The organism is Rhodococcus sp. NPDC077669 (assembly GCF_040686915.1).
GTDB classification, from domain to species: domain Bacteria; phylum Actinomycetota; class Actinomycetes; order Mycobacteriales; family Mycobacteriaceae; genus Rhodococcoides; species Rhodococcoides fascians.
The window spans coordinates 172,594-185,689 of sequence record NZ_JBFBMD010000001.1; the positions used below are offsets into that span (position 1 = coordinate 172,594).

Genomic DNA, 13,096 nt, shown 5'->3' on the forward strand with positions numbered 1-13,096 from the left:
GTGACTTCGTCCGACACCAACCGTCCGGTCGCCGAAGCGTCGGAGCCTGCCGGCCCGACGCGACGCCGGTGGCCGCGTTGGGCGGTGGCGTCGAGCAGGGTCGTCGTTGTCGTCGCGGCGGCGGTCGGTGTGCTCTTCCATCTCAACGGGTTTCCCGGGCTGCGAACGTTGGGTGAGCATTATCGACTGGATCTCGACGTCTACCGGCTCGGCGGAGAGGTGTTCGCTCGGGGCGGGGATCTGTACGGCCAGCTTCCTCCCATCGCGACCGGTACCACGTTGCCGTTCACGTATCCCCCGATTGCTGCCGCTCTGTTCAGCCCGCTCTCGAAGGTCTCGCTCTACGCCGCATCGATGACGGTGACGTCGTTGTCCATGCTCGCGTTGCTGGCGACCGTTGTGCTCACGCTGATCTCGTTGGGGGTTCGCCCTCGCACGCTCGTGTGGTGGAGTGCAGGCGCGGTGTTCGCGGTGTCCGTCCTCGTACTGGAGCCGGTCACGTCCACGTTGAACTACGGGCAGATCAACATTGTTCTGATGATGTTCGTCGCGCTCGACTGCTTGCCGAAGAAGACTCGGTGGCCTCGGGGTGTGCTGATCGGTCTGGTCGCCGCCGTCAAACTCACTCCCGCAGTTTTCGTCTTGTTCTTCTTGCTGCGCAAGGACTTTCGCGCTGCGGTGGTATCGGCACTGAGCTTCGCGGTGTTCACGGCGATCGGGTTTGCGCTCACGTGGTCGGACTCGGTGAAGTACTGGACCGAGACGATCATCGATTCCGATCGGATCGGCGGACCGGGGTACCCGGCGAATCAGTCCATCACAGGTGTACTGGCCCGCCTCGGAATGGACGAGCTCCCCCGTTCCATTCTGTGGATCGCACTGTCGGTAGGGGTACTGCTCGTGGCGGGAATCGCGATGCGCAAAGCATTCGCCGCCGGTGAGATCGCCCTGGCGCTGACCGTGAACGCGATGTTCGGCCTGTTGGTCTCGCCGGTCTCCTGGTCACACCACTGGGTGTGGGCAATACCGTTCGCGATGGTGCTGGCCGCCGTCGGATACCGCCGTCGAAGCGCACTGCTACTCGCTCTGGTTGCCGTCGGACTGGCGATCATGGTGTACGCACCGCACTGGAAACTCGGTGAAGGTCGATGGAGTGGACTCGACTGGCCGCTGGTCGATCAGTTCGCCGCATCCGCCTACGTGTGGTGGGCGCTGGCCTCTGTGGTCGCCGTCGCGGCCGTGAACCTCTCGCCTCGGGTCACCCCGAAGGAAAGCGACACCGCGGTTCACTGACCGCAGACGTCAGCTGGCCTTCGAGTCGGGGATACGGCGCGCGGACGGAGCCGAATCTTCGGGTGTCGCAACCTTCTTCAGCGAGGCCGCGTACACGTCGACGTACTCCTGACCCGAGAGCAGCATCAGGTCGTACATCACCTCGTCGGTGACGGCGCGCTCGACGAATCGGTTTCCTGCCATTCCCTCGAACCGGGAGAAGTCGATGGGCTTGCCGACGCGAATGGTGACCTTTGCCGGACGCCACAGGCGCGAACCGATCGGGTTCATCTTCTCGGTGCCGATCATGGCGACCGGCACCACCTGAACGCCGGTCTGCAATGCCAGGCGCGCCATTCCGGTCTTGCCCTTGTAGAGCCGGCCGTCGGGCGACCGGGTGCCTTCGGGGTAGATACCGAGCACCTTGCCGGCTTCGATCACGCGGGCACCGGCGTTCAGTGCGTCCTGCGCCGCGTCGGCTCCGGTGCGGTCGATGGGCACCTGACCCACCGCGGTGAAGAACCACTTCTGGAACGCACCCTTGAGACCCGAGCCGGTGAAGTACTCACTCTTGGCGAGGAAGGTGATGCGCCGCGGGGTCTTGAGCGGAAGATAGAACGAGTCGAGAACCGCTTTGTGGTTGCTGGCCAGGATCACCGGGCCGTGCGTCGGAATGTTCTCCGCACCCTCGATCGTGGGCCGACCCAGGGCAATGAGCAGGGGCCCCACGATGACGAATTTGAACAGCCAGTACCACATTGACGTGCTCCCTGATCATGGTCGGCAATCGATGGTGTGCCGGCCCGCGCGGAGCGAACCGACTGCGGCCGTGCGTTCTCGAACCGTGCCGCGTAGTGAACTGTACCCAGGGTTTATGACACCAGCCACATCGACGAGGAGGAGACGTGCGACATCACACGGGGTGGGTCCGAACCGTCATCGTGCGGTGGTGACGAACTGTGCTCGCGCGAGCTCGGCCGCACCGATCATCCCCGCGGCCTCGCCCAGTTCGGTGCTGCGAATCCGTGCCAGCGGGCGATGGCCCGCGCCGGTGACGAGCTCGGCGTACTTGTCCGTGGCACGAGCAAGGAACTGACTCGATGAAGTGGCCACACCGCCGGCCAACACGATCAGGTCGGGGTCGTACACATCGCTGACCATCGAGAGTCCGACGCCGAGCCAGTGTGCGAAATCCTCCATGGTGCGTCGGCCGATCGAGTCGCCGTCGTGCGCGGCGCTCGCGATCCGACGCCCGGTCAACGAGCCGGGATCGAGGAAGACCTCGCGCGCCAACCTCGTCGAGGACGACGGGTCTGCGGCCAACAACTCCACCGCCGTATCCACCAGTGCGGTACCGCTGCAATACCGTTCCCAGCACCCGCGTTTGCCGCAGGGACACGCTCGTCCGTCGGGCACCACCTGAATGTGACCGAGTTCGGGAGCCACCCCGTGGCTCCCTCGATAGATTCGGCCGTCGATCAGCAGCGCCGCACCGATTCCCGTTCCGATCGCCACCATCACCACGTTGCGGCCACCCGAAGCCGCTCCGAAACGGTATTCCGCCCACGCCGCGGAGTTGGCGTCGTGTTCGAGCAACACCGGTAGTCCGATGCGTTCGCTCATCTCGGTTGCGACCGGCGTGTCGACCCACGGCAGGTGCGGGGCGAACCGGACCGTCGTGCGGTCGGAATCGATGAAACCCGCCACGGCCAGACCGACGGCAGCGATGTCGTGTCGGCCGGCCAGCTCCTGCACGGCGCGGTCGAGACCACGCTCGAGTGCACGAGCAGTGTGGGGCGTGGGTGCTGCGGTCGAGTCGAGCACCTGACCGTCCGCGTCGACAACCGAGGCGCGCAGGCTCGTGCCGCCCACGTCGATCCCGACCGTCAATCGCTGATGATGACGCTTCATTCGTTCATGCCTTCCTCGGCCGTCCCCCCACGGCGATGGTCACTCCTTGACCCGAACGGTAATCGGTACGAACGCCGGTCGACGAACGGACGGCGCAGAGGTGTCCTCCGACACGTCCGCGGCGGCGTCGACCCGGTCGGCAGCGGACGCGGTCGACTCGGTGCCGGGCTCGCTGCTACCCCCAGCGGCGTGTTCGGTGCCCGGCGCGGTGTGGTCGATCAACAACTGACGCAGCAGTGCGACGACGACGGCCCCTTCCGAGGCAACGAGTTCGACGAGATCGTGCCGTTCACCGCGCACCAACGCCGCGAGCGCACACACCGGGCACCAGCTGCAGCCCTGCTGATCGCGGTCCTGCTGTGTCTCGGCAACTCGGCGCAGGATGGGCTCGAGACGTGTCAGGACGGTGTCGGCCAACGCCAGCAGGTCCGCGCCCAACTCCGAATGCCCGGCCGTCACAGCGTCTCTCCGCTCACAGCTCTTACGGTCATGGCTCGGCCGCTCACAGCGGCCACACATCGGGGTCGGGTCGGAAACGCACCACCAGGAACGGGCCGTCGAGTTCCGCAGAATCGGCGATACACCGACGCAACACCGACGCCAACGTGACGCGTCGCCGCCTACCGTCGGCACTCACTATCAAGTCGTCCTCCACTCGCCCCAGACCCAAGGTGGTCGAATCGACTACCGGCAGAAGCATTCTCATCGCGTACACGGATTCGAGTCCGCTCCCCGACTCGAGTTCGACCGACGGTCGACCGGCCGGGCTCGACGCACGTCGTTCGAGGGAGTGCGGTGCCAGGTGCTCGGCCACATCCTGCAAGGGGCCCAACCCTACCGGTTCCACTTCACAGTGCTCCACCTCCACGATCGGAACCGAGCCGACGCGTCGTCGGAGTTCGGCCACGGCGTCGAGCTGCGCGGCCCGCCATCGCTCGAACCAGAACACCGCAGGATGAGCTCCGACCAGACCGATCGACGAGGAATTGAGGGCCGGGAGCATCCGGTTCACCAGCAGTCGGTCGACGCGAACGCCGAACAGAGCCGCTGCGGAGAGCGTGCGTTCGGCGTCGACGATGGACAGGTGCTCGGGGGTCAGGACCACGGTTGCCCCGGTCCGGTCGGGATCGGTGATCAGCGCCCGGACCGATTCGATCTGTCCGAGGATTCGCTCGATCATGGCCACCACGAGCGTGAGCCGCACGTCGGTTCCGGTGCCGGCGACCATGCGATCGTGGCGCGGCCACACGCGCTCGAAATAGGACGAGACGGTGTCGGGCAGCTGCAGTGTTCGCAGCGCATCCCCCGATGCCGGAAGATCGACTATCACTGTGTCCCAACGACCTTCGTCGACGAGCCGGGACACCTCGTGCAATCCCAACAGCTCCTCGATACCCGGGAACCCCATCAGCTCCTCCGGCTCGATCGCGCCGAAACTCACGCCGTGTTCGTGGCCTGCCGAGGCCACCGACAGCATCGATCCCAGACCGCGGTACCGCTCTTCGAGCAGCCGCGAGGTATCGATCTCGACGACGTCCAGGTTCGGAGCAACCGCTCCGATGCCCGCGTCCTCGTCGGTGTCACCTTGTGCGCCGACGGCGTCGCGGAGCGAGTGCGCCTGGTCGAGGGAGGCGATCAGCACCTCTTGGCCCGAGGCCGCGAGCGCAAGACCCGACGCAGACGCCAGGGTGGTCTTCCCCGCGCCACCTTTGCCGATGAACAGCGATACCGTGGTGCGGGGTTCGGGGCGAGCGTCGGTCAGCCTTCGACCCGCTTCTTCAATTCCTTGAGCGCAGTGTCGGTGATGACCTTCTCTGCTTTGCGCTTGAACAGGCCGATCATCGGAATGTTCAGATCGACAGTGAGCTCGTACGTCACGTCGGTGCCGTTGCCGGTCTCACGCAGCGAGTACGACCCGTTCTGAGATTTCTGCATTTCGCCCGAGACGAGATTCCACGACACCGAATTGCCGTCCGCCGCCCAGTCGTACTCGAGTTCGTACGTGTCTTTCACCATTCCGGCGTCGAGCACGAACTTGACCCGCTTTCCCCGTCCGTCCGCACCGACTTCGAGGACCTCGACGGACTTCGCGGCGGACACCCACGTGGGATACGCGTCGAAATCGGCGATGACGTCCATGACCCGACTCGGTGGGGCTTCGACGACGATCGACCTCTGGGTTTTCTCCGCCATGACTACTGGTCCGCTTCCTCTCGGGTACTTCGATCCGCTTCGTTCGCTGCCTGCTGTGTAACCCGCGGCAGGCCTATCTCACACGATCGAACCGCCGACGCACAACGCGAACCGGCCGACCGTACCGCGCGGTTCATTCGGGAGCTGAACTCGACGCTACGTGGTGGGGTGCCTCGCCCGCTGACCTCCCGGCCTCGAGCTCCCGCTTCAGCTCGAAGGTCATGGCGCGGCCGGCCACCCGACGCGCATGCTGCTCGGTGGCCGACTCACTTGCTGAGGCCGGCTCGGCGTGCAGGAAGTAGTGGACGATCACGCCGTCGAGTACGGGCTCGAGCCACAGCTCCATCGTTCCGACGACGCCGCCGCGGACCGACCACCGAATGCCCTTCTCGCCGCGATCCTCGGTCACGGTCAGCGACAGGTCCGGCCACCACCGCCGCCACCGCTCCGGCGAGACGAACGCCTGCGCCACCGCCGCACCGGGCGCTGCCACGAATGTCTGATCCGCAACTTGAATACTGCTCATCGTCAGAGCTTCACATATCGGGTCCGAGACCAGGACCGCCGAGGCACATTCGGGACCGCGCGCCCTGGGTCTAGAGTATCTGTGAAGCCGAGCTATCGACTTTCTCCAACCCGTTCGATCCGGAGGTAATCCCGTGCGCGAGTTCACTGTTTCCGCCGAGTACGACATCGCGGACACCGACTCCGCTGTCGACAGCGTCTTCGCCCGCGCTCGGACGTCGCCGGATGCCGTGGTGTTCCGTCGGCTCGACGACGGCCGATGGACCGATGTCGGTGCCGCAGAATTCGAGCGACTGGTCGTCGACGTGGCCAGGGGCCTCGTCGCGGCAGGTATCGAGCAGGGCGATCGCGTCGCGCTCATGTCGTCCACGCGATTCGAGTGGTCGGTCATCGACTACGCGATCTGGGCCGCGGGCGGAGTGACCGTGCCGATCTACGAGACGTCGTCGGCGGGCCAGGTCGAGTGGATTCTCGAAGACGCCGAGCCGGTTCTGTTGGTCCTCGAGAACGACGCGCACGTACGGGAGACAGAAGCCGTCGTAGCTGCGGCGCCGTCGGTACGTCGAACGTTCGTGATCGACAACGCTTCCGGCACGGGCGCAGTGCAGGCTCTGATCGACAACGGCGCGGACGTCTCCGAAGACGTTGTGCACGAACGAGTCTCGACACTTCGCTCGTCCGATCCGGCCACGTTGATCTACACCTCGGGCACTACCGGCCGCCCCAAAGGTGTGCAATTGACGCATGCGAACCTCCTTGCGGAATCTCGCGGCATTCGCCAGACGTCGTTGAAAGCTCTTCTGACACAGGGCCGCAGTACGTTGATGTTCCTTCCGATGGCGCACGTCCTCGCTCGCGCGGTGAGTATCGCGTCGTTCGATGCCGGAGTCACCCTCGGCCACACCAACGACATTCCCAACCTGGTCGCGACCTTCGGGACATTTCGACCGGACTTCATTCTGTCCGTGCCGCGCGTGTTCGAGAAGGTCTTCAACACTGCGAAGCAGAAGGCACACAGCGACGGCAAGGGCAAGATCTTCGATCTCGCGACCGAGTGCGCAGTGGCGTGGAGCCAGGCGCAGGATTCCGGTGGCCCGTCGATCGTGTTGCGCGCCAAGCATTTCGTGTTCGACAAGCTGGTCTATGCGAAGCTGCGGACCGCTCTCGGCGGCAAGTGCGAACTTGCCATCTCGGGCGGCGCACCACTGGGAGCGCGACTCGGCCACTTCTACCGCGGCATCGGCGTGACCATCTACGAGGGCTACGGCCTGACCGAAACCACTGCGGCGTTCGCGGTGAACACCATCGGATTCCAACGTGTGGGCAGCGTCGGACGCCCGCTACCCGGGAACACCGTCCGCATCGCCGGCGACGGTGAGATCCAACTACGCGGACCCGTTGTGTTCGACGGATATTGGCGAAACGAGAAGGCGACCGCGGAATCCCTCGACGACGGGTGGTTCCGCACCGGCGATCTCGGATCCGTCGACGAGGAGGGATACATCACGATCTCCGGCCGCAAGAAGGAACTGATCGTCACCGCCGGCGGCAAGAACGTCTCCCCCGCGGGCCTCGAAGATCACCTTCGTGCCGGAGCACTGATCAGTCAGGCCGTGGTGGTCGGTGACCAGAAGCCCTTCATCGGTGCCCTCATCACCCTCGATCCGGATGCGTTCGACAAGTGGAAGTCCGCACACGGCAAGGACTCCGACGCCACCGCAGCGGATCTGCAGGCCGACCCCGATCTCGTCGCCGAGATCGACGCCGCCGTCGCCGACGCCAACAAGTCGGTCTCGCACGCGGAATCCATCAAGAAGTACCGCCTGCTCCCCCACGACTTCTCGGAGGAGAGCGGCGAATTGACGCCGACGATGAAGCTCAAGCGCAATGTCATCACCAAGGCGTACGCCGACGAGATCGAGGCGATCTACGCGAGGTGACACGCGTGGCGTGAGCCGTGGTGCGAGCGGCCCGCCCGGTCAGATCAGTGACCGCAGTTTCTCCGTCAGCACGTCCCAGCGCCATTCCGCGTCGACCCATGCCCGACCGGCGTTGCCCATCTGCGTCGCCAGTGTTCGATCGGACAGGATCGTCACGATCGCGTCGGCGATGGACGACACCGAAGTCCCGTCGACGACGAGCCCGGTCTTGTTGTGCTGCACAGCTTCCGGAGCGCCTCCCGACATCCCGGCAACCACCGGAACGCCACAGGCCGACGCCTCGAGGTAGACGATTCCGAGCCCCTCGACGTCGAGGCCCGCGCCTCGGGTGCGGCTCGGCATCGCGAACACGTCGGCGATCGTGTGATGGGCAGCCAGTTCCGCAGACGGCACCGTCCCGGTGAACACCACGTGCTGCTCCATCCCGGTGGAGCGAACGAGTTCGCGCAACGTGTTCTCGTACGGACCGCCGCCGACGATCACCAGAACCGCCCCGTCCACCGCGCGCCGGATCTCCGGTAGCGCCCGGATCAGGAAGTCCTGGCCCTTGCGCGGCACCAGCCGCGACAGACACAGAACCGTCGGTCGGTCACCGAGGCCGTACCGAGCACGTAGCTCCGTCCTCGCGGCATCGTCGGGCACGAAGCGATCGGTGTCGACCCCCGGCGGCAGATGCTCGAGTGCCGCCGACGCCCCGAACGCCGAGCTGAATCGGCTCCGCGTGTACTTGCTCACGTAGGTCACCACATCGGTGTTCTCTCCGATGGTGCGCAGCGTCGCGCGACCACCGGGCACCATCGACCACCCCACCTCGTGGCCGTGTGTGCTCGCCACGATGCGATCCGCCCCGGCTTTGCGCAGGTGTGACGACATCACCGCCAACGGGGCCGCGGCACCGAACCACACCGAGTCGCACCCTCGGGTCTTCACGATGCGCGCTGCGCGGCGAGCCACCAACGGAGTCGGCAGCATCAACGTGGTCGGATGCCTGATGACTTCGAAGGGTTGTTTCGCATCGAACTTCACGTGCGAATCACCACGCCACCGCGGCGCGTAGACCACGAGCTCGTCGGCGGGCAACTGCGAGGCGAAGCTGTGCAAGTAGGACTGGATTCCGCCCGGCCGGGGCGGAAAGTCGTTCGTCACCAGAAGAGTCCGACGCATGACGACAACCGTAGCGCTCCCGATCGGACAGCTCGTGTCGACGACGCGCACGTCCGGGTCAGCGTGACCGAGCGGCCACCCAGTTGCCCCACTCCGCGACGAACCGAGTTCGGCCCGAACTCAGGACCGAGGTGATCGCTGCGTCGACGACTCCGTCCGACCCGGGTCCGGACGCCAGCGCCTCGTAGAACCTGCGCAACGTGGACTCGCCGTACCGGTCGGCCACGAACGCGAAGACCGACCAGGCGGACTCGTAGGCCACGTTGGAGCGGGTGCCGCCTGCACCGAAATCCTCGTCTTTCGGCAACACGGTCGGCGGGCCACCGGCAGCCACGATCGATGCCAGAGTAGGTGCCAGCTGCCGGAAGTCGGCACCGGAACTGCGATACCCGGAGTAGTCGGCGAAACCCTCCGCCACCCACAATGCGGTGCCTTCCGCCGTCTTCGCCCGCGCCGCCACATGCGTCAACTCGTGACGAAGCACCGAACGAAGAGTGAACGGAGACAGCCGCGACGCGGCATCGGGACCGAACACCACCCGCTGACCCGTCGGACGCGACCCGCCGGCCACGGCGTCGGACACGGTCACTGCAGCCACGTCCGTCGAGGGCGAGGACCCCGTCGATTCGTCGAACTCCTCGGCCGTCGAACTGACGAACACCAGTCCGTCCCGGGCCCAGTCGGCTCCCCAGAAGTCGGTGACCGCAGCGGTCGCCGCGGGCAGCTCGGCGGCCACATCTGCCACGAACTGCTCACGGTCGGGATGTCCCAACACCACCGACGTGCCGGATGCAGTGGCGACCGAGCGCACCGTCACGGGCCCGAAATCCCACGGACCGCGCCAGGTGTGGCGACGGTAGGTCGGCAAGTCGGCGTCGTCGACCAGTCGCCACTGGCCGTCGCGTTCGGCGACCACCAGCGAAACCGGCCGGCGGGTCGGAGAGGCATCCGGGCCCTGCACGGCATATCGCAGGTACACCGGTGGAGCCCACACATCGGTGGCATCCAGCTGCTCGGCAATCGACGACGGCACGGGGGTCTCGGGTTCGTCACCGATCTCGTAGTCGAAGTCCGAGAAAGGAACCGTCGGAACGACAGTCGCCCGGCGAACCTGCGCATCCACGAACGTCGGATCCGCGAGGGGGTCGAGCAACCCACGCAGCGCCGATTCGTCGCCGGAACGGAGGGCAGCCGCCCAGCGCTCGAGCAGCTGGGTCACTTCAGCGCGGCGCTGCTCGTCGTAGGTCGGCGGATTCTGGGAGGCCGACGGATCGGACGAAGTCGATGCGCTCGATGTCGCCGCTCCCGATGCAGGACCGTCGTGACGATGAACCAACAGCAGCGTCGACGCCACTGCCAGAACGACCAGGACTGCCGCCCATCGCGCCCGCCCCGACGCGGTGAGAGCGTGGACAACGGACGGCCGTTCCGTACCGCTCATTCAGGCGTCAGTCGTCGTTCGCGGCACAGTCAGTATCGACGGGCCCCGTAGAACGGGAACGACGCCATCGACTGCACCTTCACCGGTACCCCGAAGGTGGAGGCATGCAGAACGTTGCCGTTACCGGCGTAGATACCGACGTGTGATGCGTCCGGGTAGAACAGAACGACGTCTCCCGGCTGTAGATCCTTCTGATCGACGGGAGTTCCGCCGGCAGCCTGAGCCTGACTCGACCGCGGCAACGTCTTTCCGACCTGCTTGTAGGCCCAGACGACCAACCCGGAGCAGTCGAAACCGTCGGGGCCGGTCGCTCCCCAGACGTACGGCTTGCCGATCTGTGTGAGACCGGCTTGCAATGCGCTGGAACCGGAGCCCGGCGTCAAGTTCTTCAGAATCGTGGAGGGGTCGAAACCTTCGGGAAGCGCCGATCCCGCGAGAGCCAGCTGCTCGGACGAGGAAAGCGCGCTGTACGCGGCCATGACTTCGGCGATCTGGCCCTGAAGTTCACTCTGCTTCGCCTGCAGATCGTCGCTGACCGCTTTGGCCTGCTCGGCGGCGACTCTGGCCTGTTCTGCGGCGGTCGCGGCGGCCTGCTCTGCTGCGGATGCATCCGCGCTGGCCTGCTGGAACTGAGCTACCTGACCGGCTGTCTCGGCGGAGATGACATCGAGGGCCGACATTTGGTCGAGCAACTGTTGCGGGGAGTCGCTGACCATGACCGCGAACAACCGGTTGGTGCGAGCGCCCTGGTAGTTGACATTGGCCACCTTGTCCATGGCGGGTTTGAGCTGCGCCAGCTGCGACTGGGCGGCGTCGAGGGCCGCCCGACTGGCATCGACGGCGGTCTGCGCATCGAGCTGCTCGCGAGCCCGAGCGTCGAGATCGATCTGCGCGTTGTGCAGCGACTCGTTGGTCTGTTCCGACTCCCGGGACAGCTCCGCCAGCTTCGCCTGCGCGTCGGAAGCCGAGCCGAAGCCCGGATCGGCGGTCGCCGTCGTGATCGGCACCACCATGATGCACGCGGCCGCAACGGCTGTGGTCACCGAGCTACCTACTAGCCGTAGAACTCGGGTGGTTCTCGATATCGCCACGGAAAGCGACTCTCCGTCCTGACATATGCCATTCCAGCTGGAGTGGCGGTTGGAAAAGTGACCGGAACCGAACGATACCCATGCTCAGCTGGGCGCGGACGTGAACACGGTCCGAAATCGACGCAGTCTGCACGTGACAGATCACAAACCAAACGTCGGAGAGGTCTCGATCAGATTACGAACTGGACGCTCTGCTGTCCACCGTACCGGCGTGTCGCCCGGAAACCGTCCCCGGAAACGACAACAGGGCCGAACCGTCGAAACGGATCGACCCTGTCGGTCGGTACACAACTCCGGTCGGAGCGCTCGGCTCAGTAGCGTCGAGCACCGTCGAACGGCATGGAGTCCACGGGAGCAACCTTGACCGGCACGCCGGACGTGGATGCGTGCACGACGTTGCCGTCGCCGATGTACATACCCGAGTGCGAGCCGCCGTAGAACGAGACGACGTCGCCGGGCATCAGGCTGTCACGCGAGACCGGAGTGCCCGCGGCTGCCTGGTCGTAGCTCGTACGGGGCAGGCTGACGCCGGCCTGCTTGTAGGCCCACTGGATCAGGCCCGAGCAGTCGAACGAATCCGGACCCGATGCGCCGTACACGTACGGAGCGCCGATCTTGGACTCCGCTGCCTGGACGGCCTTGGCAGCCGGGGTGACCTGCGGGGCAAGGGGCGCACCCGGAGCGGGCATGCCCGGAATGTTGAGGGGAGGGAGACCCGGGATGTCAGGAATCTCGAAGGTTCCGACGCCGGGGATGGTGACTGGGGCCGCCATTGCCGGTGCAGCGGGGAGAATCACCACGCCTGCCGTGAGCGCTCCGGCTACGAGAGCTCGCCGCAATGTTCGGTTGGAAAGTTGTGACGCCACGAAAGATGGTGCTCCGTTTCTTCCACTCGTCCGCCGACCGAGTTAGCTGACGGGTTCGGGCTGGGAAGAGCAGCCCTACCCACCGGCCACCATCGGTGACTCGGCGGGATTCACCCCAGTAAATATCGGGTTCCCGGTACGAACACTCTCGCGAGTGATCGATTAGGCGGTGACTTGCGACGCCACTCCGGTTTGGACTGGCAAGACTCCGCAAGGTCTCAGGAAGGTTACGAAATGGCATACCCCTGTGTCGACCCCGACGCGCCGAACGGACCGAATTCGGCCGTGTTCTCGCTACCCGGCGCGTTGATCGCCCGGTGTGTCACGAGTCGATAACAGGGGAACATCCGCGGTGCCGTCGTCGTTCACGACGAGCTTGAGCGCGGGCACCATACCGACGTCGGCGAGCACTCCCATGGCACCGAGTTCTTCCTGCTCGAGGGTGATACGAGACGGTGAACCGACCCAGTGCCCATCCGATCTCGCGGGCATCCCGGGAGCCCCCAGAAGCACCGTCACAACGCAGTCGGCGCAGGCGATGTCACGAACCAGGCAGTCACTGCAGTCGATGATCATTGTGATCCTTGTCTCTTTGTCGCGTCGGACGGCGTAATCGGCCGATCGAACGAAAGGTAGCGCCAGCCACCGACAGGTTCCGCGACTCGACAATCGGCACCGACCGACACGATGCCC

At 65.6% G+C, this 13,096-nt stretch carries 13 protein-coding genes and 1 riboswitch; of the genes, 2 read left to right on the forward strand and 11 right to left on the reverse strand.

What is annotated here, in order from left to right; all coding sequences use genetic code 11:
* Positions 1-84 precede the first annotated feature (84 nt).
* Positions 85-1,293 carry a glycosyltransferase 87 family protein gene (locus tag AB0P23_RS00805; protein ID WP_155288649.1) on the forward strand — a complete coding sequence of 403 codons (1,209 nt, stop codon included), beginning with the start codon at positions 85-87 and terminating at the stop codon, positions 1,291-1,293.
* Between the two features lie 9 nt (positions 1,294-1,302).
* Here AB0P23_RS00805 and AB0P23_RS00810 read toward each other — a convergent pair whose 3' ends face one another.
* The 6 genes from AB0P23_RS00810 to AB0P23_RS00835 form a co-directional block, all read right to left on the reverse strand.
* Positions 1,303-2,031, reverse strand: a complete 729-nt coding sequence (locus AB0P23_RS00810) for a lysophospholipid acyltransferase family protein (protein ID WP_032399969.1) — start codon at positions 2,029-2,031, stop codon at positions 1,303-1,305.
* Positions 2,032-2,208: 177 nt separating this feature from the next.
* Entirely contained in the window at positions 2,209-3,183 is a 975-nt protein-coding gene (locus tag AB0P23_RS00815) for an ROK family protein (protein ID WP_027497367.1), read from the reverse strand.
* 39 nt (positions 3,184-3,222) lie between these two features.
* A complete protein-coding gene (locus AB0P23_RS00820; RefSeq protein WP_032368110.1) occupies positions 3,223-3,642 on the reverse strand; it encodes a hypothetical protein in 420 nt (139 codons plus the stop codon).
* 43 nt (positions 3,643-3,685) lie between these two features.
* Complete coding sequence (locus AB0P23_RS00825; protein WP_322843264.1) at positions 3,686-4,966, reverse strand: ArsA family ATPase; 1,281 nt, start codon at positions 4,964-4,966, stop codon at positions 3,686-3,688.
* Complete coding sequence (locus tag AB0P23_RS00830) at positions 4,942-5,376, reverse strand: SRPBCC family protein (RefSeq protein ID WP_027497370.1); 435 nt, start codon at positions 5,374-5,376, stop codon at positions 4,942-4,944. Before AB0P23_RS00830 ends, AB0P23_RS00825 begins: the two co-directional genes overlap by 25 nt.
* A gap of 133 nt (positions 5,377-5,509) precedes the next feature.
* Positions 5,510-5,902 (reverse strand): polyketide cyclase / dehydrase and lipid transport, encoded by a 393-nt coding sequence (locus tag AB0P23_RS00835; RefSeq protein WP_032370298.1) that lies wholly within the window; start codon positions 5,900-5,902, stop codon positions 5,510-5,512.
* Between the two features lie 133 nt (positions 5,903-6,035).
* Between AB0P23_RS00835 and AB0P23_RS00840 the strand changes: the two genes are divergently transcribed.
* Positions 6,036-7,841 carry a long-chain fatty acid--CoA ligase gene (locus AB0P23_RS00840; protein ID WP_032370297.1) on the forward strand — a complete coding sequence of 602 codons (1,806 nt, stop codon included), beginning with the start codon at positions 6,036-6,038 and terminating at the stop codon, positions 7,839-7,841.
* 39 nt (positions 7,842-7,880) lie between these two features.
* Here AB0P23_RS00840 and AB0P23_RS00845 read toward each other — a convergent pair whose 3' ends face one another.
* The 5 genes from AB0P23_RS00845 to AB0P23_RS00865 form a co-directional block, all read right to left on the reverse strand.
* On the reverse strand, positions 7,881-9,005 hold the full coding sequence (locus AB0P23_RS00845) for a glycosyltransferase family 4 protein (RefSeq protein ID WP_027497373.1): 1,125 nt from the start codon (positions 9,003-9,005) through the stop codon (positions 7,881-7,883).
* A gap of 58 nt (positions 9,006-9,063) precedes the next feature.
* Positions 9,064-10,446, reverse strand: coding sequence for a hypothetical protein (locus AB0P23_RS00850; protein WP_363796588.1), 1,383 nt, complete (start codon positions 10,444-10,446; stop codon positions 9,064-9,066).
* Positions 10,447-10,475: 29 nt separating this feature from the next.
* Complete coding sequence (locus tag AB0P23_RS00855) at positions 10,476-11,459, reverse strand: NlpC/P60 family protein (RefSeq protein ID WP_080731736.1); 984 nt, start codon at positions 11,457-11,459, stop codon at positions 10,476-10,478.
* A gap of 389 nt (positions 11,460-11,848) precedes the next feature.
* Positions 11,849-12,403, reverse strand: a complete 555-nt coding sequence (locus tag AB0P23_RS00860) for a C40 family peptidase (RefSeq protein WP_027497375.1) — start codon at positions 12,401-12,403, stop codon at positions 11,849-11,851.
* 18 nt (positions 12,404-12,421) lie between these two features.
* Positions 12,422-12,582: riboswitch (cyclic di-AMP (ydaO/yuaA leader) on the reverse strand.
* 115 nt (positions 12,583-12,697) lie between these two features.
* Complete coding sequence (locus AB0P23_RS00865) at positions 12,698-12,979, reverse strand: hypothetical protein (protein ID WP_032374543.1); 282 nt, start codon at positions 12,977-12,979, stop codon at positions 12,698-12,700.
* Between the last annotated feature and the right edge of the window lie 117 nt (positions 12,980-13,096).

Bases quoted from the DNA above. Each gene is read 5' to 3' on its own strand.
- AB0P23_RS00850 (WP_363796588.1), bottom strand. From the start codon at position 10,446: ATGAGCGGTACGGAACGGCCGTCCGTTGTCCACGCTCTCACCGCGTCG.
- AB0P23_RS00830 (WP_027497370.1), bottom strand. From the start codon at position 5,376: ATGGCGGAGAAAACCCAGAGGTCGATCGTCGTCGAAGCCCCACCGAGT.
- AB0P23_RS00845 (WP_027497373.1), bottom strand. From the start codon at position 9,005: ATGCGTCGGACTCTTCTGGTGACGAACGACTTTCCGCCCCGGCCGGGC.
- AB0P23_RS00835 (WP_032370298.1), bottom strand. From the start codon at position 5,902: ATGAGCAGTATTCAAGTTGCGGATCAGACATTCGTGGCAGCGCCCGGT.
- AB0P23_RS00865 (WP_032374543.1), bottom strand. From the start codon at position 12,979: ATGATCATCGACTGCAGTGACTGCCTGGTTCGTGACATCGCCTGCGCC.
- AB0P23_RS00810 (WP_032399969.1), bottom strand. From the start codon at position 2,031: ATGTGGTACTGGCTGTTCAAATTCGTCATCGTGGGGCCCCTGCTCATT.
- AB0P23_RS00815 (WP_027497367.1), bottom strand. From the start codon at position 3,183: ATGAAGCGTCATCATCAGCGATTGACGGTCGGGATCGACGTGGGCGGC.
- AB0P23_RS00855 (WP_080731736.1), bottom strand. From the start codon at position 11,459: ATGGTGGTGCCGATCACGACGGCGACCGCCGATCCGGGCTTCGGCTCG.